General features: G+C 71.5%; 21 protein-coding genes. 8 read left to right on the top strand and 13 right to left on the bottom strand.

All coding sequences use genetic code 11. From position 1 onward, the window contains the following. Positions 1–13: 13 nt before the first annotated feature. The 9 genes from IG98_RS0107690 to IG98_RS0107730 all read right to left on the bottom strand — a co-directional run bounded on the left by IG98_RS0107690 (position 14) and on the right by IG98_RS0107730 (position 6,407). Complete coding sequence (locus IG98_RS0107690; RefSeq protein ID WP_051751729.1) at positions 14–421, bottom strand: pilus assembly protein TadG-related protein; 408 nt, start codon at positions 419–421, stop codon at positions 14–16. 176 nt (positions 422–597) lie between these two features. Continuing rightward, positions 598–1,005 carry a TadE/TadG family type IV pilus assembly protein gene (locus tag IG98_RS0107695; protein WP_051751731.1) on the bottom strand — a complete coding sequence of 136 codons (408 nt, stop codon included), beginning with the start codon at positions 1,003–1,005 and terminating at the stop codon, positions 598–600. Continuing rightward, a complete protein-coding gene (locus tag IG98_RS0107700; protein WP_245651429.1) occupies positions 1,002–1,382 on the bottom strand; it encodes a TadE family protein in 381 nt (126 codons plus the stop codon). Before IG98_RS0107700 ends, IG98_RS0107695 begins: the two co-directional genes overlap by 4 nt. Positions 1,383–1,545: 163 nt before the next feature. Further along, the gene (locus IG98_RS0107705) at positions 1,546–1,773 is read right to left on the bottom strand and encodes a hypothetical protein (RefSeq protein ID WP_245651430.1); all 228 of its coding nucleotides are present in this window, start codon (positions 1,771–1,773) and stop codon (positions 1,546–1,548) included. Between the two features lie 29 nt (positions 1,774–1,802). Next, the gene (locus tag IG98_RS0107710) at positions 1,803–2,738 is read right to left on the bottom strand and encodes a type II secretion system F family protein (protein ID WP_030907639.1); all 936 of its coding nucleotides are present in this window, start codon (positions 2,736–2,738) and stop codon (positions 1,803–1,805) included. Further along, positions 2,731–3,618 carry a type II secretion system F family protein gene (locus IG98_RS0107715; RefSeq protein WP_030907642.1) on the bottom strand — a complete coding sequence of 296 codons (888 nt, stop codon included), beginning with the start codon at positions 3,616–3,618 and terminating at the stop codon, positions 2,731–2,733. The genes IG98_RS0107710 and IG98_RS0107715 overlap by 8 nt, the downstream gene beginning before the upstream one ends. Continuing rightward, on the bottom strand, positions 3,615–4,916 hold the full coding sequence (locus tag IG98_RS0107720; RefSeq protein ID WP_037969505.1) for a TadA family conjugal transfer-associated ATPase: 1,302 nt from the start codon (positions 4,914–4,916) through the stop codon (positions 3,615–3,617). The genes IG98_RS0107715 and IG98_RS0107720 overlap by 4 nt, the downstream gene beginning before the upstream one ends. Then, a complete protein-coding gene (locus IG98_RS0107725; RefSeq protein ID WP_245651431.1) occupies positions 4,913–5,743 on the bottom strand; it encodes a hypothetical protein in 831 nt (276 codons plus the stop codon). The genes IG98_RS0107720 and IG98_RS0107725 overlap by 4 nt, the downstream gene beginning before the upstream one ends. Beyond that, positions 5,706–6,407, bottom strand: coding sequence for a CpaB family protein (locus IG98_RS0107730; protein ID WP_051751733.1), 702 nt, complete (start codon positions 6,405–6,407; stop codon positions 5,706–5,708). Before IG98_RS0107730 ends, IG98_RS0107725 begins: the two co-directional genes overlap by 38 nt. 329 nt (positions 6,408–6,736) lie before the next feature. Here IG98_RS0107730 and IG98_RS0107735 point away from each other — a divergent pair, with 329 nt between their 5' ends. Continuing rightward, positions 6,737–7,087: a hypothetical protein gene (locus IG98_RS0107735; protein WP_030907655.1), complete on the top strand. Its 351-nt coding sequence runs from the start codon at positions 6,737–6,739 to the stop codon at positions 7,085–7,087. Positions 7,088–7,243: 156 nt separating this feature from the next. Then, positions 7,244–11,803 (top strand): type VII secretion EssC family protein, encoded by a 4,560-nt coding sequence (locus IG98_RS0107740; protein WP_030907658.1) that lies wholly within the window; start codon positions 7,244–7,246, stop codon positions 11,801–11,803. A gap of 47 nt (positions 11,804–11,850) precedes the next feature. Here the strand turns inward: IG98_RS0107740 and IG98_RS0107745 are convergent, their stop codons facing one another. After that, entirely contained in the window at positions 11,851–12,123 is a 273-nt protein-coding gene (locus IG98_RS0107745; protein WP_030907662.1) for a WXG100 family type VII secretion target, read from the bottom strand. Positions 12,124–12,296: 173 nt separating this feature from the next. Between IG98_RS0107745 and IG98_RS0107750 the strand changes: the two genes are divergently transcribed. From IG98_RS0107750 to IG98_RS51835, 3 genes are all read left to right on the top strand, one after another. Further along, on the top strand, positions 12,297–13,019 hold the full coding sequence (locus tag IG98_RS0107750) for an SDR family NAD(P)-dependent oxidoreductase (protein ID WP_030907666.1): 723 nt from the start codon (positions 12,297–12,299) through the stop codon (positions 13,017–13,019). A gap of 91 nt (positions 13,020–13,110) precedes the next feature. Then, positions 13,111–14,865 carry an acetyl/propionyl/methylcrotonyl-CoA carboxylase subunit alpha gene (locus IG98_RS0107755; protein WP_030907669.1) on the top strand — a complete coding sequence of 585 codons (1,755 nt, stop codon included), beginning with the start codon at positions 13,111–13,113 and terminating at the stop codon, positions 14,863–14,865. 273 nt (positions 14,866–15,138) lie between these two features. Next, positions 15,139–16,497: a hypothetical protein gene (locus IG98_RS51835; protein WP_030907672.1), complete on the top strand. Its 1,359-nt coding sequence runs from the start codon at positions 15,139–15,141 to the stop codon at positions 16,495–16,497. 127 nt (positions 16,498–16,624) lie between these two features. Here IG98_RS51835 and IG98_RS0107765 read toward each other — a convergent pair whose 3' ends face one another. The 3 genes from IG98_RS0107765 to IG98_RS0107775 all read right to left on the bottom strand — a co-directional run bounded on the left by IG98_RS0107765 (position 16,625) and on the right by IG98_RS0107775 (position 21,773). After that, positions 16,625–17,629, bottom strand: coding sequence for a LacI family DNA-binding transcriptional regulator (locus IG98_RS0107765; protein WP_030907675.1), 1,005 nt, complete (start codon positions 17,627–17,629; stop codon positions 16,625–16,627). Then, positions 17,626–20,397 (bottom strand): glycoside hydrolase family 3 protein, encoded by a 2,772-nt coding sequence (locus IG98_RS0107770; protein WP_030907680.1) that lies wholly within the window; start codon positions 20,395–20,397, stop codon positions 17,626–17,628. Before IG98_RS0107770 ends, IG98_RS0107765 begins: the two co-directional genes overlap by 4 nt. Before the next feature lie 170 nt (positions 20,398–20,567). Next, complete coding sequence (locus IG98_RS0107775) at positions 20,568–21,773, bottom strand: ROK family transcriptional regulator (protein ID WP_030907682.1); 1,206 nt, start codon at positions 21,771–21,773, stop codon at positions 20,568–20,570. Between the two features lie 211 nt (positions 21,774–21,984). Between IG98_RS0107775 and IG98_RS0107780 the strand changes: the two genes are divergently transcribed. Genes IG98_RS0107780 through IG98_RS0107790 form a run of 3 tightly spaced genes read left to right on the top strand, consistent with a single transcriptional unit; the run spans position 21,985 to position 25,590 of the window. After that, positions 21,985–23,679 (top strand): extracellular solute-binding protein, encoded by a 1,695-nt coding sequence (locus tag IG98_RS0107780; RefSeq protein WP_211263891.1) that lies wholly within the window; start codon positions 21,985–21,987, stop codon positions 23,677–23,679. Then, a complete protein-coding gene (locus IG98_RS0107785; protein ID WP_030907688.1) occupies positions 23,672–24,694 on the top strand; it encodes an ABC transporter permease in 1,023 nt (340 codons plus the stop codon). The genes IG98_RS0107780 and IG98_RS0107785 overlap by 8 nt, the downstream gene beginning before the upstream one ends. Continuing rightward, entirely contained in the window at positions 24,691–25,590 is a 900-nt protein-coding gene (locus IG98_RS0107790) for a carbohydrate ABC transporter permease (protein WP_030907691.1), read from the top strand. Before IG98_RS0107785 ends, IG98_RS0107790 begins: the two co-directional genes overlap by 4 nt. Positions 25,591–25,641 lie beyond the last annotated feature (51 nt).

Here is a 25,641-nt window from a genome sequence, read left to right on the forward strand (position 1 = left end):
GTGGGCCAGCGATTCACGGCAATTGGTCTGCCCCGATGTCCGGCCCCGCCGCGGCCAGGGCCTCCATGTCCGAGCCGGGGAAGCCGAACGCGGCCAGGAAGAACGCCTTCCAGGTGACGGAGACGTTCACGGTGACCTCGGCCTGGGCTCCGCCGAGCGCGCACTGGGTGAGCTGGACGTCGCCGGCGCCATGGGCGGAGACGATCTCCTCGGCCTTCGCGCAGACCTCGCCCTCGCCCAGCAGCCGGGCCTGGCCGGTGGCGCGCAGGTGCTCGACGTCGATCTGGTCCGCGGCGGCCCTGGCGGCCTGCTCGGCGACGTCGGCGGCCCGCAGCCGGGCGTTGATGGCGGCCCCGCCGTCCACGAGCAGCCCGGCCAGCAGGAACACCACCACCGAGAAGATCACCGTGAAGATCGACATCGATCCCCGCTCACCGTGTCGCCCTCTCCCCGCACCCGAACCCGCCGGGCACCCGGACGCCCGGCATGCCACGGGCAGGGGTGCGAGGCGACACGGAGCGGGCGAGTGCCCGGACCCCCGGCGTGCCACCGCTCGACGGGGGAGGCCCCGGCACCGCGAGGATGGGTTCACGAGATTCATTCGACTCTCCGGAACTGTTCCAGCGGGACCACCGAGTCGCCCCTCATCTCCTTGGCGGCGCCGAAGCCCAGGAACTCAAGGTCCAGGGAGCAGGTCACCTGGGCGTGGACCCGGCCGCCCTCCTTCCAGTCCGTACCGGCCAGGCTGACCTCGGGCTCGCACTCGCCCGATAGCGCGGCGCGGGCCACCTCGGCCGCGGCGTCCTCGGCATTGGCCAGCGTGCGCTCGACGGAGGCGGCCCTGGCCGCGTCCCTGGCGGCGCCGTTGACCTCGCCCTGGGCCTCCACCACCCTTCCCGCGCCGACCAGGAACAGCAGGAAGAGCAGGAAGACCGGGGCCAGCAGCACCGTCTCGGCGCTGAGCGACCCCCGATCGTCCCCGGCCGCGGGAATCGGCCGGCTCACAGGCATCCTTCGCTTCCGTCGTCGGGCCGGAAACACTCGACGGGACCGCCGAAACGCGCGGTGACCGTGAACGTGGTGGAGGGCAGCAGCGGGACGACCTGGACCGCCGAGGCGGTCACCTCGACACCCCGCCGGTCGCCCTCCTCCCAGGCGGTGACCGTGGCGCCCTCCAGGAGCTTCGGGCCGACGGTCCGGATCACCTCCTGGGCGCGGGACTCGGCGTCCTGCTGCCAGGACTCGGTGTCGACCCGGGCCAGTCGCGCCCCCTCCCTGGCCGCGGCGTCGGCGATCTGGCGCCCGTGGAACCAGAGGGCGGACTGCACGATGAGCAGGATGACGACCAGCACCACCGGCATGATGATCGCCAACTCGACCACGGTGGCACCGCGTTCACCGCCCCGGCCACTGCTCCGGCCACCGGCCCGGCCTCGTCGGCGCGTGGCCGAACCCGCACCGCGTCCCGTGGCGCCGCGTTCGTCACTCCGGCTGCCGTCCCGGCCGGGCCTGGCCTCCCCGTTCCCGGGGCGGCCCCGCTCACGGTCACGGGTCTCCAAGGTCGCCGCCCCCGCCCCCGCCCCCGCCGCCCCCGCCGCCGAACTGGCTGGAGATCTCCGCCTGCTTCCCCTCGACGAGGGTCTTGATGAGCGTGGCGAGACCGAGCGCCACCCCGGCGATGATGGCCGTGATGATGACCCATTCGACGGCGGAGGCCCCCCTGGTGGGGGCGTTGCGCGCCCTGGTGATCCGGACGCTCAGAACGGCGGTCACGTAAGTGATCCACGGGTGGCTCAGCATGGTCAGGACCCCAACATCTTCATAGCGGCCGGAAAACTTAGAAAGATCACGAAACCCGCGCAGAGCAGCAGCTGGGCGACGAGCATCGACTGGGAACGCTCACCCGCCTGCCCCTCGATCTCGGCCAGCTCGCGGCGGCGCATGGTCGCGGCACGGGCGGTGAGGGACGAGCGGACCTTGGCGCCGTCGTCGGCGACCAGGCCGAGCGCCGCGGACAGGTCGCGCAGCTCGTCCACGTTGATCTCGTCACCGAGCTGGCCGAGGGCCTGCCAGGGGGTGATGCCGACGATCCTGGCGTTGCCGAGCGCCTCGCGGATGCGGGACATCGCCCAGTTGGCGCCTTCCTCGTCGGGGCCGGGGCTGCCCACCGAGACCGCCATCATCAGCGCCTCGGGCACCCCGCGCCCGCCCGCCAGGTTCATCGCGACGAGGTCCAGGAAGGAGCCGACGACGTGCCGGAAGTCGCGGCGCATCCGCGCGGCGTCCCGCTTGACCTGCAGGTCCGGCAGGACGAAGAAGACCCCGGCGACCACCAGCGCCGCCCAGAGCGGGACGGTGAGGGAGATGCCCCAGTCCATCAGCACCAACCAGCCGACCAGCAGCGGGAAGGCCAGCAGCCCGGAGACCGCCAGCAGCACCTTGGTGGCCAGGAAGCCCTCGAACGACCTGCCGAGCAGCGCCAGGTCGGCCCTGGCGGAGCGCGCCTCCCAGCCCCTGGCCGCGTAGAAGCGGGCCATCCGTTCGCCCAGGCCGCGCCGCAGGACGCTGACCTCCTCGTCGGGCAGGATGAGCCGGGCGCGAGGCGCGTCGGTGCCCTCGCGGGCCGCGTCGAGCGCCAGCAGCCGCGTCACCAGCCCCGGGCGGGCCGGGAACAGCGCCCGGAACAACAGGAACAGGCCCATCCCGAGCACGGAGCCCGCCAGCAGCGCCTCAGTCATCGGACACCTCACCCCCGGAGGGCAGGCCCAGCAGGCGGGCGGGCTTGTCGAAGCGGGCCAGGCGGCGCATCCAGGCGAACCCGGCGCCGAACAGACCGGCGACCACCACGAGCACGGCCTGGCCGAGCGCGTTGTCGTACTCCTCGACGTAGGAGGGGTTGAACACCACGAGCATGACGGCGAAGGCGATGGCCGTGCCGACCACGATCTGTACGCTCCGCCGGGTGGAGCGGCGCTCGGCCTCGACCCGGCGGCGCATGTCGAGCTCCTCGCGGGCGGAGACGGCCAGCGCGCCGAGCACGTCACGCAGGCCGGGGCCGCGCAGCTTGGAGTTGAGGATGAGGGCGGCCACGACCAGGTCGGCGGAGGGGTCGTCGAGCTCGTCGGCGAAGCGTCTGAGCGCGTCGGGCAGCGCCATCCTGGTGTGCAGGCGGTCGACCATCGACCGCAGGTGCGGGCGGAGCGTGGGGGCCGCCGCCCGGATCGAGGACGGGATCGCCTGCTCCAGCCCGGCCGCCCCGGCGATGGTGTCGCGGAGCGACTCGGTCCAGGCGGCCAGGGCCTCCAGCCTGCGCATCGCGGTCCGCTCCTCGGCGGCTCCGCCGGACAGGCCCCGCCAGGCCAGGGCGAGGAGCACGGCTCCGACCGCCATGACCGGCCACCCGGTCACCACGAGCACGACCACCCCGACGATGGCCCCCACCGCGGTACGGGTGGACAGGGCCCGGACGAACTCGCGCCTGCCCGCCTTCCTGCCGGGGGACGACGGGCGGGGGCGCACCCCGTACAGCGCGACGACGAGCAGGAACAGCCCCGCGCCGATCGCGATGCCGGCCAGCATCACCAGCGGGTCGAACAGGCCCGGGGGCAGGGAGGTCATGTCCAGCCTCCCGGGTCGTAGCCGAAGTGGGCGAGTTCCTCCAGGCAGGACAGCGGCGCGTGCGGCACGACCCGGCCGTCGGGCGCCATGGCGAACACCTCCGAGGAGAGCACCCTGCCGTCCACTCCGGCCACCTCGCGCACGCTCGACACGAAGCGCCGCAGCCTGCCTCCCACCGCGTAGTCGTTGCGCTTCTCGATGAACACCACGAAGTCGATCGCGCCCGCGATGAGCATGTGGGTGGCCTCGATCGGCAGGCGCTCGGTGGCCTGGAGCGCGTAGGTCGCGATGCGGTTGAAGACCTCCATCGAGGAGTTGGCGTGAATCGTCGACAGCGAGCCGTCGTTGCCCTGGGTCATCGCGTTGAGCATGGTGACGATCTCGTCGCCGAGGACCTCTCCGACGATCACCCTGGACGGGTTCATCCGCAGGGAGCGGCGGACCAGTTCCGCCATGGTGATCTCGCCCTGGCCCTCGGAATTGGGCAGCCGCTGCTCGAAGGCGACCACGTTGGGGTGGAGTTCCGGGAATTGGTCGAGGCCGAGTTCGAGGGCGCGCTCGACGGTGATGAGCCGCTCGGAGGGCGGGATCTCATTGGCCAGGGCGCGCAGCAGTGTCGTCTTCCCTGCATTGGTCGAACCGGAGATCATGATGTTCTTCCTGGCCGCCACCGCCGCCGCCAGGAACCGCCCCAGCTCCGGGGTCAGGCTGCCGTTCCCCACCAGGTCGCTGAGGAAGACCTTGCCCAGCCGGGAGCGGCGGATGGAGATGGACGGGCGGACCGTCACGTCCATCACGGCCGAGAGCCGGGAGCCGTCGGGAAGGCGCAGGTCGAGCTGGGGGTTGGCGGTGTCGAACGGCCTGCTGGACAGGCCGCTGTAGGCGGCGAGGATCTGGATCAGCTCGACCAGTTCCTCGTCGGACTCGGCCACCGGCTCGCGCATGAGCTCCTGGCCGTCGGCGTAGCCGACGAACACCCGGTCGCAGCCGTTGATGTCGATGTTCTCGACCTCGGGGTCGTCCAGCAGGGGTTGGAGGCGGCCGACGCCGAACAGGGCCGCGTGGATCCCCGCGGCCAGTGCCTCCTCCTCCTCGGCGGTGGGCGGGGTCCTGCCGACGCCGATCTCGCCGCGGGCGAACTCCTCCAGGATCTGGGCGATCAGCGCGCGGGCGAACTGGCGCTCGTCCTCACCGGTCATCGGCTGCAGGCCGCTGGCCTGGTCCAGCCGGCGCTGGTGGGCCAGCCTGTCTCCGACGTCCTGCCGGAAGCGCTTGACCAGCGTGTGGTCGATGGTCACGGCCTGGCTCCGCTCGACGGCTCGACGGGCACGCCCATGACCGGCTCGGGAGCGCTGACCTGTGCGGCGAGGCGGCCGCCCAGCTCCCGGGCGGTACGGATCAGCAGGGAGCGGTCCAGGCGCCCGCCCCACTGGCCGCGCAGCAGCTCCGCGCCCTTGGGGTCGTGCGCGAGCCCGCTCACGAAGGCGAGGTTCCTGCCGGTGCCCACCACGATCCGGCGGACCTCCTCGATCGTCGTGCGGTACTGCCGGGGGTCGGCGATCACGACCACGCCCACCTGCGGCTCGCGAGGCATGATCTGCAGGCGTTCCCGCAGGTGGGCGACGTGGTCCAGGCTCGCCCTGGTGAACAGCACCACCAGCGAGGCCTCCGCGGTCAGCTCGGCCAGCTGGGGGTGGCCGCCGAGGCGTCCGCAGTCGGCCAGCACGTCGGCGCCGGGCATCGTGGCCAGTGCCCGGCCGAGCGGACCCCAGAGCCAGGTCAGCCCGGCCGCCTGCTCGCCGTGGGTCAGCCCCGCCAGGATGTCCAGACCGCCGATGATCTTCTGGGTGTGCTCGTGGATCTGTTCCGGGTGCAGTCCGCGACGGGCCGTGGCCCCCAGGGTGAGCAGGCCCCTGGCCGGGTTGAGCACACCGCCGTCGGCCGCTGGCAGGCGGTAGGCGAGGTCGCCGCCCGCCGGGTCGCACTCGGCGAGCAGCACCGGACGCGGCCAGATCGCGCCGAGCGCGGTGGCCGCCGTGGTCACTCCGGGCGCGCCCTTGTCCGCGGCCAGCACGATGAGCGCCACCTCAGCGCGCTCCCGGCAGCTCGGCGAGCGCGATCTCACCGGTGGAGGCGTACGCGACGACCTCCGGTGAGATGGAACTGTCCACGATGATGGTGACCAGGCCGTTCGCGCCGCTCCTGCCGGGCGTGCCGATCTGGTGGACCAGGGCGCTCTGCGCCAGCACCCGCCGCTCCTGGCCGGCGCCGCCGCCCCTGCTCGGCACGTAGACGACCTGGACCCGATCCCCGCGCTCCAGGGTGCCCGGTGACTGTCCGGGTTTGAGGGCGAGACCGACCTGGGCCTTGCCGGGGCCCAGTTCCCTGCTGGCGGAGACCACCATCTCGCGGGTCAGGAGCGTTCCGGGGATGAGGGTGACGCGGGCGAAGTTCTCCGCGACGCGGGCGCGCTGGGACCAGGCCACGTAGCCGATTCCGGTGTCGGCGATCTGGACCTCCTTGAGCATCGCCTCGGTGAACTGCTGGCCCGCACCGATCTGCTGGGAGACGGCGATCGCCGAGACGCGGTCGCCGCTGCGCAGCACGAGCAGGGTGGTGGCGAGGGCGCCGCCCAGGATGAGGAGGACGGCGAGGGCGGCGAGGGCTGGTTTGCGCTCGCGTGGGGGCACGGGAAGCTTGCGCGACGCCGGCCCGGACAGGGTGCCCGCCGACGACTGGCGCTCGGCGTTCACCGGGACACGGCCCGTTGGCTTCTCACTGGTCCTCATGGGTAGGGGGACTCCCAGAGTGATCATAAATATGGGGACTACTGGTCGAATTTACGCCATTATGCGCACCATGCCGACGGGCTGTCGGACAAAAACCAGAACCCATGCTCGTTTGATAGGAACACGTCTGTCAATGCCGCTTCAGAAGAAAGTGGCGGTTTCGCTAGATGACGGGACACTTATCTAGGTGATATGGGCGGCAATTAACTCTTGTACCAATCGTCACAGCATTTACCCCCAATCATTACGGCACCCCATCACCCTCCTCTGCTCACAGGTGTGCGTTCTCCTTAACCCTGAACCTGTTCAAAATGTGGCACCCTGGAGAGATGGCCACATCATCCGGGCGTGACGCCTCGGGCGGGGGACGCGTCAGGCTCTTTTTCCGCTCGGCGGCCGGGCGAATGCGCCGCCGCAGGGCCGAACACCTCGCCGCCGTCCCCACGACGGACCGAATGACCGAGCGAATGATCGAGGGACTGCACCGCGCGGCCGTCGGGCTGGCCGAGGTGACCTCCGAGGTCAGCGCGTACGCCGGGCTACTGGAGGAGAAGACGGGCGAGCTTCTGGCCCGGACCTCGGCCCGCCGTGCCGCCGGTTCTCCGAACAGGTTTTCCACAGCTCCGTACCTCGGGCAGGCCGACACCCGCGAGGCGATAAATCACCAAATATCCCCATAAATCGGTATAAACAGCAGCCACCTGCGGAGAGTTATCCACAGGTTGGGATGTTTTCCACATACCGGGTCGCGAGCCATGAGATTGCCGCGAACACCCTCTCGGACCCCGTTTTCACTCTGTACGGTGGACCCGGGGCCTGACCCGAGGAGAGCGTCGATGCGGATCATGCTCACTGTGCTCAGCGAGCACGCCGACCGCGATGTCGTGGTCGAGGGCGACGAGACGACCACGGTGGCACGGCTCGCGGAGTCACTCGCGGGCCAGGGCGGCGAGCGGCCGAGCAACGTGGTGCGGCTGACGCGAAGCAAGGCCCCGTACGGGCTGGGCCGTGACGCGGCCGGGGCCGAGCCCCCGGCGCTCTGGCTGGACGGCCGCCCCCTCGACCCCGACGCCCCCGCGCTCGGCCTGCTCCGCGACGGCGACCTGGTCACCCTGGACCGCTCGCTCGCCCTGGCCACCCTCGCCGAGGAGCCCGGCGGGATCGTGGAGATCCGGGTGGTCGGCGGGCCCGCCGCCGGATCGGTGCACCGCCTCAGCCTGGGCGTGCACACCATCGGCTCCGACCCCGCCTGCTCGGTGGCCGTGTCCGACCCCCGGCTGCCCGCGCTGGCCGCCGTGGTGCGGCTCACCCCGGACGCCATCACCGTGGAGCCGGGGGACCCTGGGAACAGGGCCGGGGCCCTGCTCGACCGCGAGCGGCTGGAAGATCCGCTGCCCTGGCCCGAGCACGCCCTGCTGAGCTGCGGCGGCAGCGTGCTGACCCTCAAGGCGGTGGAGCCGCCCGACGCGCACCTGGACGCGCAGCCGGACGGCGGCCTGGCCTACAACCGGCCGCCCAGGTTCCGCCCGCCGGGCGGCGCGCGGCGTTTCGAGGTGCCGGCCGAGCCCAGGCGGGCCGAGACCATGCGGCTGCAACTGCTGACCGCGTTCCTGCCCGCCGCGCTGGGCGTCGGCATGGCCATCGCCCTCCAGTCGCCGTACTTCCTGCTGTTCGCGTTCATGACCCCGCTGATCATGATCGGCCAGTGGTGGAGCGACCGGCGGCACGGCCGCAAGCAGTACCGCCGACAACTCAAGGAGTACCGGGAGCGGCTGAAGGTCTTCGAGGCGACCGTGGAGCGCGCCCGTGCCGACGACGAGACCGCCCGCCGTGCCGCCGCGCCCGACCCCGCCGAGGTGCTGCTCACCGTGACGGGCCCCCGGCGGCGGCTCTGGGAGCGGCGCGACCACGACCCCGACGCGCTGCGGCTCCGGGTCGGCCTCGCCGACCTCCCCGCCGAGCTGGAGTTCACCCCCGAGCGCTCCGCGCCGGCCGACACCCCGATGCCCGCCCCGCCCACCTGCCAGGCGGTGCCGGTGGCACTCGCCATGCGCCGCCTGGGCGTCGCCGGTCTGACCGGGCCCAGGGAGACGACGGCCGGGCTGGCACGCTGGCTGGTCGGCCAGGCCGCCGCCCTGCACAGCCCGCGCGATCTGGCGATCGTCGTGCTCTCCGCGCACGGTGACGGCGAGGAGCGGTGGAGCTGGGTACGGTGGCTGCCGCACTGCGCCCCGCGTGGCGGCGAGGACTGCGTGGCCCTGGTCGGCGCCGACCCCGAGGCCGCGGCCCGCAGGGTGGGCGAGCTGGCCGCGCTGATCGACGAGCGCCTCGGCGAGGACGCCGCCGCGGGACCCGCGGCCAGGCTCGGCCGCGTACCGGCCGGCTGGGGCGATCTGGGCGGGGGCGGCGGGTCCGAACAGCCGTACGCCGCCCCCGTCTACGACGAGCGCCCCTACGACGTGCTGGTGGTGCTGGACGGCGCGCAGGTGCTGCGCGCGCTGCCGGGCATGCCCCAGGTGCTGCGCCAGGGGCCCCGCGCGGGCGTCTACACCCTGGCGGTGGACGGCGACCAGCGGCTGCTGCCCGAGGAGTGCGCCACCGTCGCCGCCATGGAGGCCGACGGCACCGTGCGGCTGCGCGGCGGCGGCCTGGACGACCTCGGCGAGATCCTGGCCGACCAGGTGACGGCCGCCTGGTGTGACCGGCTGGCCCGCTCGCTGGCGCCGATCCGCGACGTCAGCCGCGACGATGCCGGCCTCGCCCTGCCGGGCTCCGCGCGGCTGCTCGACCTGCTGGAGCTGCCGTCGGTCTCCGGTACGGCCCTGGCCGAGCGCTGGGGCCGGGCGACCGAGGCCGTGGTGGGGGTGGGCCCCGAGGGGCTGTTCTCGGTCGACCTGCGCAGGGACGGGCCGCACGCGCTCATCGCGGGCACCACCGGCGCGGGCAAGTCGGAGCTGCTGCAGACCCTGATCTGCTCGCTGGCGGTGGCCAACAGGCCGGACGAGATGACGTTCGTGCTGATCGACTACAAGGGCGGCGCCGCGTTCAAGGAGTGCGTGCGGCTGCCGCACACCGTGGGCATGGTCAGCGACCTCGACGGCCACCTGACCCAGCGGGCCCTGGCCTCCCTGGCCGCCGAGATCCGGCGCCGTGAGCGCCTGCTGCTGGCCGTGGGGGCGAAGGACATCGAGGACTACCACGAGCTGCGCGACGCCCGCACGGCCCGTGCCTCCCGCGACCTGCTCGTCGCCGGGAGCGGCGCGCCGGTCAGGCCGCTGCGCGGGCGCGCCGAGCCGCCGGCCCCGCTGCCCCGGCTGGTGCTGGTCATCGACGAGTTCGCGGCCATGGTCAGCGAGCTGCCCGACTTCATGACCGGACTGGTCGACATCGCCAGGCGGGGGCGCTCGCTCGGCATCCACCTCATCCTCGCCACCCAGCGCCCTGGCGGGGTGGTGACCGCCGACATCCAGGCCAACACGTCCCTGCGGATCGCGCTGCGGGTCACCGAGGGCACCGAGTCCGCCGACGTCATCGACCGCCCGGACGCCGCGTACATCCCCAAGTCCGCTCCCGGCCGGTGCTACGTGAAGTCGGGCGCGGGCGCGGCGACGGCGGTGCAGACCGCGCGGATCGGCGGACGGAGCCCCGGCGTCTCGGGCGGCGAGGCCAGGGTGCGGGTGACGGAGGTCGGCTGGCAGGCTCTGGGGCGCCCCAGGCCGGTGCGCGCGGGGACCGAGGGAGGCCACGTCACCGACCTGTCCGTACTCGCCGACGCCCTCGTCGAGGCGGCCCGCGTCGCCGGGGTCGCGGAGCAGCCGAGCCCCTGGCTCGAACCGCTCCCCGAGCTCATGGTCGTCCCCGGCCTCTCCGCGCCGTCCACCGGCCTGCCCTACCGGGCGGGGGTCGAGGAGGTGCCACCGCTGGCCTTCGGGGTCACCGACATGCCCTGGGCGCAGGACCGGCGGGCCCTGGCGCTCGACCTCGCGGGCGGGGGGCACCTGCTCATCGCGGGCGCCTCGCGCAGCGGGCGGTCCACGGCGCTGCGCACGCTCGCGGGGGCGATCGCCGGCCGGACCTCCCCCGACGACGTACACGTGCACGCGATCGACTGCGGCTCGGGGGCGCTGCTGCCCCTGATGGCGATGCCGCACTGCGGTGCCGTGGTGACGCGCGACCAGCTCGACCGGGTGGAACGGCTGCTGGCCCGGCTCCGCGCGGAGGTGGGGCGGCGCCAGCAACTCCTCGCCGAGGCCGGGTACGCCTCGCTGGCCGAGTTGCGCGCCGGCACGGACGGCCCCCGGCTGCCGTGGCTGGTCCTGATGCTCGACCGGTGGGAGGGGTTCGTCGCCGCGTTCGAGGGCTACGACTACGGGCGGCTGATCGATTCGCTGATGCAGCTGCTGCGGGAGGGACCCGCGGTCGGACTGCGCGCCGTGGTGACCGGTGACAGGTCCGTGCTGCTCGGGCAGATCTCCACGGTCTTCGACGACCGGCTGATCCTGCGGCTGGCCGACCCGTCCGACTACGGCCTGGCCGGGCTGCCGGTCAAGGACCTGCCCGCCACCCTGGCGCCGGGCCGCGCGCTGTCCGTCGGCGAGTACGGCACCACCGAGAGCCAGATCGCGCTGCTCTGCGACGACCCCTCGGGGCCGGCGCAGGTCGCCGCGCTCCAGGCGCTGGCCCGGTCGGCACCGGAGATCACCGCAGACCCGCCGATGCGGGTGGACGCGCTGCCGATGCGCGTCACCGCGGCGCAGGTCCTGGATCTGGCGCCCTCCTTCCGGCCGCCGTCTCCGCTGTGGGCGCTGTTCGGCGCCGGGGGCGACTCGCTGGCCCCGCTCGGCGTCGACCTGCTGGCCCACGGCCCCGGCGCGGTCGTCGCGGGGCCGCCCAGGTCCGGCAGGTCCACGGCGCTGCTGACCGCCACCCACTCCCTGCTCTCCCAGGGCACCCCCACTGTCCTGGTGACTCCCCGGCGCAGCCCGCTGTGCACGCTGGTGGACACCCCCGGCGTGCTGGCCGTGCTGGACGCGAACGGTGACCTGCCCGAGGCCGTGGCGGGGCAGGACCGCTATGTCGTGATCGTCGACGACGCCGAGCTGATCTCCCCGGACTCCCCCCTGGGCACCGCGCTCGAACAGGTGCTCCGCAGCGGCAGGGACGGCGAGCACGGCATGATCATCGGTGGTACCACGGGCGACCTGACCACCGCCTACCGAGGTTTCGCGGCCGAGACCCGCAAGGGGCGCACCGGCCTGTTGCTCTCGGTGCAGAGCCCCGCCGACGGCGACCTGTTCACGGTCCGGCTGCCCCGCGGCGCGGTCGGCGGCCCCCCGGGACGCGGCCTGCTGGTGACCCTGGGCTCGGTGACCCCCATCCAGGCGGCCGTCACATGAAAATGCCCCGGTCTTTCAAGAACCGGGGCATTTCGGCGGGCCGTTTCCTATCGCGTGGCGGACTCGATATTGCCGCGGTAGGTGTTGATCACCCGAGAAGCCTCGCCGAGCTCCTCGGACATGCGCTGGAAAGCGGCGCGGTAGTTCTGCCAGGCCTCGCTGAAACGCTGGGCGCCGGGCCCCGTCCAGGCGGTTCCGACCTTCGCCGCCTCCCTGTCAAGGGCGGCCACGGTGGCTCTGACCTGGTCGGCCTGCTGGGTGAACTGGGTGGCCATCTGCTGCATTTCCGCGGGGTTGCCGCCGAGCAAGTTCTGGCTCATGCCAGTCTCCTTCGGATCGGTGTCGGGGGTTGGTCACCAAACGAAATCACGATAGGCGTACGGATCACAGGGGTATCCGGGATATACCGAGCGGCTATGGACGTTCCCTTCTCCATCGAGAGGCTAACGTTCTTCATTGTCTTGATTTTTAGTGATTCAAGGAGATATGGGCAGTGCGTGAGATTGTGGTGACGGGCGGAGGCACCGGAATCGGCTACGCCATCGCGACGGTGTTCGCCGCGCAGGGCGACCGGGTAACCGTCACCGGGCGGCGCGAGCAGGTGCTCAAGGAGGCGGCCGACCGGCTGGGCGTCTCGTACGTGGCGTTCAACGCGGCCAACCCGGTGGCGGTGGGCGAGGCGCTGGAGCGGCTGCCCGCGCGGGTGGACGTGCTGGTCAACAACGCGGGCGGGAACACCAACCTGGACCGGGTGCCGTCCGGCGACGACCTGATGGACGTGGCGGAGGGCTGGTGGGCCAACCTCAACGCCAACCTGATATCGGCCGTACTGGTCACCAGCGCGCTCATCCCGCGCCTCGCCGAGGGCGGCCGGATCATCACGATCGGTTCCATCGCGGCCAGGGGCACCGGTTCCGGCTCGTACGGCGCGGCCAAGGCGGCCGTGGAGGCGTGGACCGCCGACCTGGCCGCCGAGCTGGGGCCACGGGGCGTCACCGCCAACGTGGTCTCCCCCGGCCTGATCGTGGACACCGAGTTCTTCCGGGGCCGTCTCACCTCGGAGGGGGTGCGCCGCAGAGTCGAGGGCACCAGGAACGGCAGGGCCGGGACCCCGGACGACGTCGCCGAGACCGTACGATTCGTCGCCTCCGCCGAGGCACGCCACGTGACCGGGCAGGTCCTGCACGTCAACGGCGGCGCGTACCTGGGCAGGTAGGACCCTCCTCCGCTCCGCCATCAGGCGCCGCTTACACTCCGTTGGAGGCCCGCCAGCCCCCCTGTTCGCACGCCTGAAGGGAACGACGTCGGTGCATAAGGTCTTGATCGCCAACCGTGGTGAGATCGCGGTGCGAATCGCCCGCGCGTGCAAGGACGCCGGGTTGGCCAGCGTCGCCGTCTACTCCGACCAGGACCTGGACGCACTCCATGTCCGGGTGGCCGACGAGGCGCACGCCCTTGGTGGCCAGACGCCCGCGGAAACCTATCTCGACATCACCAAGCTGCTGCGGGTCGCCGCGGAGACCGGGGCGGACGCCGTACACCCCGGCTACGGCTTCCTGGCCGAGAACGCCGACTTCGCCCAGGCGGTCATCGACGCCGGCCTGACCTGGATCGGCCCGCCGCCGGCCGCGATCATCGCGCTCGGCGACAAGGTGCAGGCCCGCCACATCGCGCAGAAGGTCGGCGCGCCACTCGTGGCCGGCACCAAGGACCCGGTCTCCGGGAGCGAGGAGGTCGTCGCCTTCGCCGCCGAGCACGGCCTGCCGATCGCGATCAAGGCCGCCTACGGAGGCGGCGGGCGCGGGCTGAAGGTGGCGCGCACCTTGGAGGAGATCCCCGAGCTGTACGACAGCGCGGTCCGCGAGGCGGTCACCGCGTTCGGCAGGGGCGAGTGCTTCGTCGAGCGCTACCTGGACCGTCCCCGGCACGTCGAGACCCAGTGCCTGGCCGACACCCACGGCAACGTGGTCGTGGTGTCCACCCGTGACTGCTCGCTGCAGCGCCGCCACCAGAAACTGGTCGAGGAGGCACCCGCCCCCTTCCTGAGCTCCGAGCAGCTCGACCTGCTCTACACCAGCTCCAAGGCGATCCTGCGCGAGGCGGGCTACGTCGGGGCCGGCACCTGCGAGTTCCTGGTGGGCCAGGACGGCACGATCTCCTTCCTGGAGGTCAACACCCGGCTGCAGGTCGAGCACCCGGTGACCGAGGAGGTCGCCGGCGTCGACCTGGTACGCGAGATGTTCCGCGTCGCCGACGGCGAGGAGCTGGGCTACGGCGACCCCGTGCTGCGCGGCCACTCGATCGAGTTCCGGATCAACGCCGAGGACGCCGGGCGCGGCTTCCTGCCCGCCCCCGGCACGATCACCCGGATGAGCGCCCCCTCCGGTCCCGGGGTGCGCCTGGACGCCGGCTACGAGGCCGGCATGACCGTCCCGCAGTCCTTCGACTCCCTGGTCGCCAAGCTGATCGTGACCGGGGCCAGCAGGGCGCAGGCCCTGGAGCGCTCGCGCCGGGCGCTGGCCGAGTTCGAGATCGACGGCATGCCGACCGTGCTGCCCTTCCACCGTGCCGTGGTGGCCGATCCCGCGTTCACCGGCGAGCCCTTCTCGGTGCACACCCGGTGGATCGAGACCGAGTTCGACAACACGATCGCGCCGCACGCGGGAGGGCACGGCGAGGCCGAGGAGCCGGGCGAGCGGCAGCGGATCACCGTCGAGGTGGCCGGCAAGCGGCTGGAGGTGGTGCTCCCCGCGGGGTTCGCCGCCGGGAACCCCGGCTCGGGCGGCGCGGCGTCGAAGGCACCGCGCCGCGGCGGCGGCGGGGTGGCCAAGAAGGCCGCGAGCGGCGACTCGCTGGTCAGCCCGATGCAGGGCACGATCGTCAAGGTCGTCGCCACCGACGGCGACACCGTCGCGGCCGGTGACACGATCGTCGTGCTGGAGGCGATGAAGATGGAGCAGCCACTCGCCGCGCACAAGGCCGGCACCATCACCGGACTGGCCGCGCAGGTCGGCCAGACCGTCACCTCGGGCGCCACGATCTGCGAGATCAAGGACGTCTGAGGTCCCGCCCGGCGCGGTGTCCGCCCGCGTTCACCGTCTTCGGCACACCGTTCCGAAGACGGAACCCCTGGAGATCCGGTGGGAGGTCGTGGACCTCGCACCGGGAACGCCCGCTGGAGTTTTCGGGTGCGCGGACCCGCGCGGACCGTGACGCGACGATCACACACCGGATGCCCCGGTAGGCGCCTGACCCGGTTCGGAAAAGGATACGGTCGGGATGTAGGAACTCTGACGTCCACTCATTCGTCTTCAGGACGAAGGAGGCTTTCTGCCGTGACCACGATAAGAACCGCGCCAGGCCGTTTCGGTGCCATGCTCATGGCACTGCTCGCCGGGCTGCTGGCCGTTTTCATGCTCGCCCCGGCGGCCCACGCCGCGGCGCCAGATCCCAGTGCGATCGCCTCGGAGCTCAAGGACGGGGACCGCTTCTACGCCGATCCCGCGGCGGGCCTGCCCGCCAACGCCGTCGGCGCCATGCGCGGCGCGGCCGAAAAGTCTTCCTCCGTCTACGTGGCGTTGCTCCCCGAGAACTCGATCACCAGCCAGTCCCAGGCGAGTACCCTGCTGAGCTCGCTCCTGAAGAGCGTCGGCCCCAAGTCGACGGTCCTGGTGATGAGCGGCAGGACCCCGTTCGGCGTCACGAACATCAAGGGCGTCGACATCGACGAACTGCTCGGACGGGCCAAGACCAACAGTCCGACCGACAGCGTGATCAACTTCACCAAGCTGGCGAGCGACGCGGCGCAAGGCGCCGGTGTCCCCGCCAACTCCTCCGGTTCCAGCTCCTCAAGCGGCTCCAGCAGCGGTGTGCTGGTCGGCATCCTGGTGCTGGCCCTGGCCGGTGGCGCGGGCATCTTCTTCTACTCCCGAAAGAAGAAGAAGGATCGTGAGATCCGTGAGGCCGCCGAGCTGGCCGCGGTCAAGCAGACCGTGGACGAGGACGTTACCAAGTTCGGCGAGGAGATCACCGACCTCGACACCGACGTCAAGCTGCTCGGCAACGGCGCCGACCACCTGCAGGACTGGCAGCGCGCCCTGGACTCCTACGAACGGGCCAAGGTGGAGCTCGCGGCGGTCAAGCGCCCCGACGAGCTCCGCGGCGTGACCACCGCGCTGGAGGAGGGCCGCTACGCGCTCGCCTGCGTGAAGGCGCGCGTCAACAACCAGCCGCTGCCCGAGCGGCGCTCCCCGTGCTTCTTCAACCCGCAGCACGGGCCCTCCGTCCGCGACGTGCGCTGGGCCCCGCCCGGTGGCGCGCTGCGCGACGTGCCCGCCTGCGCGGCCGACGCCGAGGCCGTCGAGCGCGGCTTCGAGCCGCAGACCCGCGAGGTCATGGTCAACGGCCAGCGCCGCCCGTACTACGACGCGGGACCGGCCTACCAGCCCTACGCCTACGGCTACTACGGCGGCTTCGGCGACGTCATGACCGGCATGCTCGTCGGCACCATGATGGGCAGCATGCTGAGCGGCGGATTCGGCGGCCACGGCGGTTACGGCGCCGGCTACGAGCAGGGGGTCGCCGACAGCGGCACCGACTTCGGCGGTGGCGGCGACTTCGGCGGCGGCGGCTGGGGGGACTTCGGCGGCGGAGGCGACTTCGGCGGCGGGGACTTCGGCGGGGGCGACTGGTAACCCCACCCACAGCAGGACGACGATTGGCACGACACCGGGCGCGCCTCCCCTTCGAGGGAGCGCGCCCTTCGTCGTCACCGGAGCACGCGGGCCCCGGAAGGCGTCCATCCCCGCCGTACGGAGGCTCTCAGGTGCTGTCGCGTACGGTGAGCCAGGGCTGGAGCAGGGTGTCCTCGGGGACGACGTGGCCCTCAAGCTTCTCCATGAGCAGCCGGACCGCCTGGCGGCCCACCTCCTCGGCCGGGATCAGCACCGAGGTCAGCGGCGGACTGGAGCGTTCCGCGATGTCGTCGGGACAGATCGCCACCACGGCGATGTCGTCGGGCACCCGCCTGCCGTGCTGGCGCAGTGCCCCCAGCACGTGGTTGACCGCGGCCTCGTTGTGCACGACCAGCCCGGACAGGCCCGGCCTGGTGTCCAGCAGTTCGGCGATCACGGCGGACACCTGGTCGAAGTTCTCCTCGCACGACAGGGCCACCCCCTTCAGGCCGGTGTCGGCCACGGCCGCGGCGAAGCCCTCCCGGGTGCGGCGGGCGAAACCGGTGCCCCGTTCGTAGACGACCGAGGGCGCGCCGAGCAGCGCGACCTCGGTGTGCCCGCGCTCGGCCAGGTGCTCCACGCAGAGCGCACCCGCCCTCGCGAAGTCGAGGTCGACGCAGGTCAGCCCGGCCGAGTCGGCGGGAAAACCGATCAGCACGCTGGGCTCGGCAAGATCCTTGAGCAGCGGCACCCGGCTGTCGTGCAGCTCCACGTCCATCAGGACCAGCCCGTCGACCAGCGCGCTCGCCGCCGCCCTGCGCAGCCCGTCCGACCCCTCGTCGGCGGTCAGCAGCAGCACGTCATGGTCGTACTGCCGCGCGGCGGTGACCACCGAGGTGGCGAACTGCATCAGCACCGGGACGTGCATCCCCACCCGCAGCGGCAGCACCAGCGCGATGACGTTGGCCCGCTTGCTGGCCAGCGCCCTCGCCCCGGCGTTGGGGTGGTATCCCAGGACCCGCACGCTGTCGAGCACCCTGCGCCGGGTGTCGGCCGAGATCGCGCGCTTCCCGCTGAGCACGTAGGACACGGTGCTGACCGCCACCCCCGCGTGCCTGGCGACCTCGCTGATGGTCACCGCCCGCTCGCTCATGCGGTCTCGTAGAAGCTCAGGGTGGCCACGGTGATCCCCACGTTCTCGAACACCACATAAAGATCGTGGACTCCCCCCTGCTCCGCAAGCCCGGCGCGCACCTCGGTGAGGTCATGGCGGCCGGCGCGGGGGACGGGGATGTCGCCGATCACGGGGCCGTAGAGGGGGTCGTCCAGGCGCAGGGTGATCACGCCGCCCTCGGCGCTGGTGGCGCCGACCGAGCAGGAGGCGGCCCCCTTCCCCAGGTCGACCGAGCGGAACACGATCCACGCCCCCTCGGCGGTGGATCGCACGGCGTCGCCGGAGACCCTGGCCGCGTCCACGAACGCCACCGAGTCGTACTCGTCGTGGTCCACCGCGGCGATCGGGCCCGCGAAGGCGTCGCGCGGCGGGATCCGCTCGCCGTCGACGTGGAAGGAGGCACAGAGCCTGATGTCGCGCGCGGAGCCACCGATCATGATCTTGTGGGACGCGTCCTCGACGACGAACCGGCCCCCGGTGACGTCCCAGAAGGCCAGTTCCTGGATGTCGAGGTCCCAGTCGACCCGGGTGCTCTCGCCGGGGGCGAGCCGCACCTTGACGAAGCCCCGCAGGCGGCGCAGCGCCTGCTTGACCCGGGAGTTCCGCTGGCGGGTGTAGATCTGGACGACCTCCACCCCGGCTCGGGCACCGGTGTTGGTGACGGTGGCCGAGGCGGTGAGCCGGCCGTCCCGCACCGCGACGGCCAGGTCGGTGTAGTCGAAGGTGGTGTAGCTGAGGCCGTGGCCGAAGGGGTAGAGCGGGGTGCCCCGGAAGTACTGGTAGGTCGCGTCGGCGGCGATGATGTCGTAGTCGAGCAGGTCGGGAAGCTCGCACGCGGAGCCGTACCAGGTCTGGGTGAGCCGCCCCTCGGGGTCGGCGTCGCCGAACAGCACCTCGGCCAGCGCGTGCCCGTACTCCTGCCCGCCGTGCGAGGACCACAGCACCGCGGGCGGGTCGTCGCCGTCCCAGGTCACCGGGTAGCCGCTGCTGATCACCATGACGGTCCTCGGGTTGACCGCGCGCACCGCCTCGACCACCGCCTGCTGCGCGGCGGGCAGCGCCAGGTCCAGACGGTCCTCGGTCTCCCTGCCGTTGACCAGCGGATGGTCCCCGACGACCACCACGGCCACGTCCGCGGTCGCGGCGAGCGCGGCGGCGGCCTCGGCGCCGCTGACCACCCGCTCCACGCTGAGCCAGGCGGCGGCGTCGGCGTCGTCGACCAGGCGGAAGACCTCGCCGTCCAGCGCGACGTAGCGGCCCGTGGAGATGTGCCTGAGCGCCAGCGTGCCGCGCGGGCGCTCCTCGGTGCGGAAGGTCTGGCGCACCTCCCAGCCGTTGGGTCCCGGCTGGTCGTTGACCAGCACGCCGTCGTCGTCGACGGACAGGTGGCGCCCGGTCGCCACGGCCCGCAGGGCGTAGCAGCCGCCGCCCCAGTCGAACAGGTCGAAGTGGCCGGGGTCGGCACCGACGCCGAGCGGTCCGCCGTCGAGGTCGGCGACGACGTGGCCGCCGTCCACCGAGAGCGTGATCCGGTCCACCGCCTCGCAGAAGACGGTCTCGCAGCGCTCGGCGAGCCCGGCGCGGGCGGTGACCGCGTAGGGGAGCGTCCCGGAGTACCAGTCCTCCATGAGGGTGTCGCCGAGCTGGCCGATGACCGCGATCCTGCGTACCGAGGTCAGCGGCAGGATTCCGTCGTTGCGCAGCAGCACGATCGAGCGCCGGGCGGCCTCGCGGGCCAGTTCCTGGTGCTCGGGGCAGTTGACCACCGCCTCGGTGATGTCGTCGTACGGGGTGGCGGGGTCGAACTCGCCCAGCCGGAAGCGGATGGAGAGCGTGTGCCGTACCGCGAGGTCGACGTCGGCCTCGGTGAGCAGGCCGCGCTCCAGCGCGGCGTGGATGTGCCCGACGGTGGCCTCGGTGCGGTCGTCGTCCTGGGTGAAACTGTCGAGCCCAGCCCTGATCGCGTGCGCGTAGGCCTCGGGAAGGTCGTCGTAGTAGGCCTGCAGGCCGGTGAGGTTGGCGGGCGCGTAGGCGTCACTGACCACGAGGAGGTCGTCGGGCGCCCAGGCTCGCAGCACCTCGCCGATCAGCGGGCTGAGGTGGGCCGGGCGGCCGTTGACCAGGTTGTAGGAGGGCATCACGGCGACCGCGGCACCGCCGGCCAGCGCGGACCGGTAGGCCGGGAGCTCGTACTCGCGCAGCACCCGGGGCGGCAGGTTGCTGGAGGTGACGCAACGGTCGGTCTCGTTGTTGTAGCCGAGGAAGTGCTTGAGGGTGGGGGCGGTCTTCAGCACCGTGGGATCGCTCCCACGAAGGCCGGAGGCGTAGGCCGTCGCCATTACACCGGTCAGCCACGGGTCCTCGGAGTAGCCCTCCTCGTTGCGGCCCCAGCGGGGGTCGCGCAGCGGGTTGACCACCGGCGCCCAGACGTTGAGTCCGGCCCCCGCCGGATCCTTGTGGTGGAAGGCCAGCACCTCGTCGCTGGTGGCCTCGCCGACCCGCCGCACCAGATCGGGGTCCCAGGTGCTGGCCAGTCCGATCGCCTGGGGGAACACCGTCGCGGGACCGAGCCAGGCCAGGCCGTGCAGCGCCTCGGTGCCGGTGCGGAAGGGACCGAGCCCGAGCCGCTCCACCGGCTGCTGGTACTGGTGCAGCAGCCCGACCTTCTCCTCCAGCGTGAGCCTGCCCCGCAGGTCCGCGATCCGCTGCGCGAGGGGAAGTTCCGGGTCACGGAACGGTTCGTTCATCGGGGACCATCCCTTTGAGAGCGTCGAAGCGCTTCGATTTCTGTCCTGGAAAAACGCCTCTGTCGAAGCGCTTCGATAATCGGTCCGGGAAAACTCCGGTCGTCACCCGTGCGTTACGCGCGTGTTTCGAGCGGAGCTTCCCTGAAGGGTGCACTCCCATGCGGCCCAGGTCAAGAGATTCGCGGCAAACGACCCGAATCCACCGAGTCGAGCACTCGCGCGGCACCACCCAGCGCCGCCGCGCCATAACCGAGGGTGGAGGCGACGACCCGGCAGCCCCCGGCGTCCGGCGCGATCGTGCGTCCCCGCGTCTCTATCTCCACCGCGGGCAGCAGCCACGGCGCGAGCGGTACGTAGTAGCCGCCCAGGATGACCACCTCGGGGTTGAGCAGGTTGGCCAGCACCGCCACGCCCTTGCCGAGGTTGCGGCCCACGGTGTCGAGGACCCCGAGCGTGCCCGGGTCACCGCCGCGGGCCAGCCGCACCACCTCGTCGAGTTCGAGCTCGACCTCGGCGGGCGAGATCGTGGCGTGCTCCAGCACGGCGCCGATCCCGGCGACGGCCTCCAGGCAGCCCAGGCGCCCGCACCGGCACTCGGCGCCGAGCGGGTCGAGCTGGATGTGGCCGATCTCGCCGCCGTAGCCCTGGCCTCCCCTGCGCAGCCGGCCGTCGAGGATGATCCCGGCTCCGACCCCGATCTCGCCGGTGAGGTAGATCAGGTTGGCCGTCCCGGCATACGGGCCGAAGCGGTGCTCGGCCAGGGCCGCCAGGTTGGCGTCGTTGTCGACCTGGACCGGGAAACCCGGGTCGCGCAGCGCCTTGGTGAGGTCGCCGCAGAGGTCGGCGTCGCGCCAGCCGAGGTTGGGCGCGATGCGCACGGTGCCGTCGGTGCCGATCAGTCCGGGTACGCCCACGGTCAGCCCCAGGACCTGGCGCTCCTGCTTGGTCATCCGGTTCACCACCCGGCGGACGATCCCGGCGACGGTGGCCATCGCCTGCCCCACCGTGCCCGCGGCGCCGGGAAAGGACCTCCGCCAGGAGAGCAGCCTCTCCCCCGACAGGTCCACCGCGACCGCGGTGACATAGTCGACGTTGATCTCGATGCCGATCGCCGCGTACGGCGAGCCGTCGAGCACCAGCATCGTGGCCGGGCGGCCGACGCGGTTCTCCGTCAGGCCGGTCTCCCTGACCAGGCGACGGTCGATCAGGTCGGCGACCAGGCTCGACACGGTCGCCTTGTTCAACCCGGTGGACGCCGCGATGTCGGCCCGCGAGCACGGCGCGTGCTCGCGCACGAACCTCAGCACCACGGCGAGGTTGGTGGCCCGCACGTCGGCGAAGTCGGCCGGACGCGGGTCAGTCGTAGATGTGATCAAGGTGAGTCCCGCTCCCGCTCGGCCAGGCTGGCCCCATCATGCCCCATCGTCCACCAATCTGTGACCGCCCCCCCGGCCCGCGATCGGCGGTCCCTTGTGGCGACGGTCACCCTCGACTAATTTGTTTGGTCGAAAGACGAACTAATTCTACCCCGGAGCCATGCTCCCCGACACCCCCCGATCCGTCTCGAACCAATGAAGGGAGCGCCCCGTGAAAGATCTTCCCCAGGGCGCGATGACCAGCCGCCGAGGCTTCCTCGGCCTGGTGGGGCTCAGCGCGGCCGCGGTCGCCGGCGGCGGCCTGCTGGCCGCGTGTTCCGCGCCCAGCGGCCCCCGGCCGGGCGGCGGCGGCGCCACGGCCGCCGCGGCGGACAAACTGACGTCCCTCACCCCCACCTACACCGCCTTCCCCGGCGTCAAGCCCGACCTGCCCGGCACGGTCTCCACGCTGCCCGGGGTCCCCGACGTCAGCGGCGGCTTCACCTCCTACCCGGCCGCCCCCACCGCGGCGCTCACCCAGAAGGCCGGCAAGGGCGGCACCTACAAGGCCATGACCCCGCTCTGGGGACCGCCACCGCCCGGCCTGGCGAGCAACTCCTACTTCCAGGCGGTCAACGCCGACATCGGCGCCACCGTGGAGTTTCAGATCACCGACGGTAACGTCTACGGCGACAAGGCGATCGCCAGGCTCGCCGCGGGGGACATCCCGGAGATCATGGTCATCCCGAGCTGGGAGATCGACAAGATGGCGGACTTCAACACCGCCGTCGACAAGGCGTTCGAGGACCTCACCCCCTACCTGCAGGGTGACAAGGTCGCCCCCTACCCGCTGCTGGCCAACCTGCCGACGGCCGCCTGGCAGTGGTCGGTCTGGAACAACAAGCTCATGGCGGTGCCGTTCCCGACCGAGCCCTACCCCTTCGCGCTGCTCTACCGCAAGGACCTGTTCGACGCAGGCGGCTGGAACGCCAACCCCAAGACCGCCGACGAGCTGTTCCAACTCGGTAAGGAGATCACCGACCCCAAGGCCAAGCGCTGGGCGTTCGGCAGCATCCACGAGGTGATGTGGCCGACCTTCCGGATCCCGCAGGACTGGCGGTACGAGGGCGGCAAGCTCGTCCACAAGTACGAGACCCCCGAGTTCGAGCTGATGCTGGAGTTCATGCGGAAGGTCTTCGCCGAGGAGCTGGTCCACCCGAACGTGGCCGGCAGCAAGGGCGCCAACGAGAAGGACCTGATCGGGGCCGGGCAGATCCTCGTCTACCGCGACGGGCTGGGCGGCTGGAAGGAGCTGTTGCAGCAGCACCGGGGCAAGAACCCCGACTTCAGCCTGGGTGCCTTCCCGCTCTTCGCCCACGACGGCGGCACGCCGATCATGTACCACAACACCGCGGCGGGCATCTTCACCTTCGTCAAGAAGGGGCTGCCCAAGGAGCAGGTGGAGGAGATCCTCGCCATCCTCAACTGGTGCGCGGCGCCGTTCGGGACCAAGGAGTACGAGCTCTCCAACTTCGGCGTGGAGGACAAGCACTTCACCCGGGGCGCGAACGGCATCCCGGAGACGAACGACCTCGGCCGCAAGGAGGTCGCCTACACCTACGGCTTCCTCGGCGGGCGTCCGCTCTATGTGGACTGGCCTTACCCCGACGCGGTCAAGCTCAACGTGGAGTGGCAGAACGCCGGCTTCCCGTTCATCGAGAAGGGCCCCTTCGACGGGATCAGGATCCAGCGACCGTCGAAGTACTCCGGGTTGCAGGTGCCCACCGAGGACAAGTTCACCGACATCATGCGCGGCCGTCGCCCGGTGAGCGACGCCAAGCAGATCGTCACGGAGTGGCGGCGGGACGGCGGGGACGAGGCCCGCGACTTCTACCTGAAGGTCCTGCGGGACAACGGCCGTGCTTAGCGACCACGCGAAGACCGGGCCGGCGGGTGACCTGACCTCACCCGCCGGCACCGGCACCTCCAAGGATGTCCGTAAAAGGGGCTCCAGGACAAGGCGGGCGCGCCCACGACCCTTCGGATCGCGACTGAAACGTGACTGGCAGCTGCTGCTGATGGCGCTGCCGGCGATCGGGCTGCTGCTCGTTTTCCACTATGTCCCGCTGCTCGGCAATGTGATCGCGTTCCAGGACTACTCGCCGTACGTGGGCATCGCCGACAGCCCGTGGGTGGGGTTCACCAACTTCCAGTGGCTGATGTTCGACGAGAGCTTCTGGGACGCGACGCTCAACACCCTGACGATCACCGCGTTCCAGCTGGTCTTCTACTTCCCGGTGCCGATCCTGCTGGCCGTACTGCTGGACAGCGTGGTGCGGCCCCGGCTGCGCCTGTTCATCCAGGGCATCGTCTACATGCCGCACTTCTTCTCGTGGGTGCTGGTGGTCACGCTGTTCCAGCAGATGTTCGGCGGCGCGGGCCTGCTCTCGCAGACGCTGCGCGACCACGGCTACACCGGCTTCGACCTCATGACGAATCCGGACACGTTCCTCGTGCTGGTGACCGCTGAGACGGTCTGGAAGGACGCCGGCTGGGGGACGATCATCTTCCTGGCCGCACTGGCGGCCATCAACCAGAACCTCTACGAGGCCGCCGCCGTCGACGGCGCGAGCCGCTGGCGGCGGCTCTGGCACATCACCCTGCCCGGCCTGCGCCCGGTCATCGTGCTGCTGCTGATCCTGCGCCTCGGCGAGGCGCTGAACGTCGGCTTCGAGCAGTTCTTCCTGCAGCGCGACGCGGTCGGCAGGGACGCCGCCGAGGTGCTGGACACCTTCGTGTACTGGCGCACGCTGCTCACCGGCGAGTGGAGCTACGGCGCCGCGGCCGGTCTGGTGAAGGGCCTGGTGGGGCTGGTGCTGATCCTGATCTCCAACAGGGTCGCCCATCGATTCGGCGAGCAGGGAATCTACAAACGATCATGACGACTCTTCCCCCCTGGGCCGAGCGGCCCAGCCGCGTCGGCGCGCTCCTCAAGGGGCTCCTGCTGACGCTCATCACGGTGGGCGTGCTGTTCCCGATCTACATGGTCGCGCTGACCAGCCTGTCCACCCAGGAGGCGGTGACCGAGGCCGGCGGCCTGGTCACCGTGCCGAGCGGGCTCTCCTTCGCCGCCTACCAGGAACTGTTCGCAGGCGGCGTGGTGACCCGGTCGGTCCTGGTCAGCCTCGGCGTGACCCTGGTCGGCACCGCGATCAGCCTGACCGTCACCGTGCTGGCCGCCTACGGGCTGTCCCGGCCCGGCTCGCTGCTGCACCGGCCGATGCTCTTCCTGGTGCTGCTGACCTTCCTGTTCGGCCCCGGGATGATCCCCAACTACCTGCTGGTCAGCTCGCTGGGACTGATCGACACGTACTGGTCGCTGATCCTGCCCGGCGCGGTCACCGCGTTCAACCTGGTGGTGATGCGGGCGTTCTTCATGAACATCCCGGACGAGGTGACCGACAGCGCCCGCATCGACGGCGCGAACGAGTTCCGCATCCTGCGCACCATCGTGCTGCCCATGTCCAAGGGCGTCACGGCGGTCATCGGCCTGTTCTACGCGGTCGGCTACTGGAACTCGTTCTTCAACGCCGTTCTCTACCTCAACGACAACGCCAAGTGGCCACTGCAGGTGGTACTGCGGCAGTACGTCCTGCAGGGCCAGTCCCTGATCGTCGGCCAGAGCGGCGTCGGCACCCTCCCCGGCCAGAGCCTGCCGCCGAGCCTGGCCATCCAGATGGCCATCGTCGTCGTCGCACTGCTGCCGGTGCTCTTCGTCTACCCGTTCGTCCAACGCCACTTCACCAAGGGGGTCATCATCGGCGCCATCAAGGGGTAGGCCGCACATCATCCGCAAGCGGCACGGACCTGCCGGCCCGTGCCGGTCGGC

It is taken from the genome of Streptosporangium amethystogenes, from assembly GCF_000721075.1.
Taxonomy (GTDB): Bacteria; Actinomycetota; Actinomycetes; order Streptosporangiales; family Streptosporangiaceae; genus Streptosporangium; species Streptosporangium amethystogenes.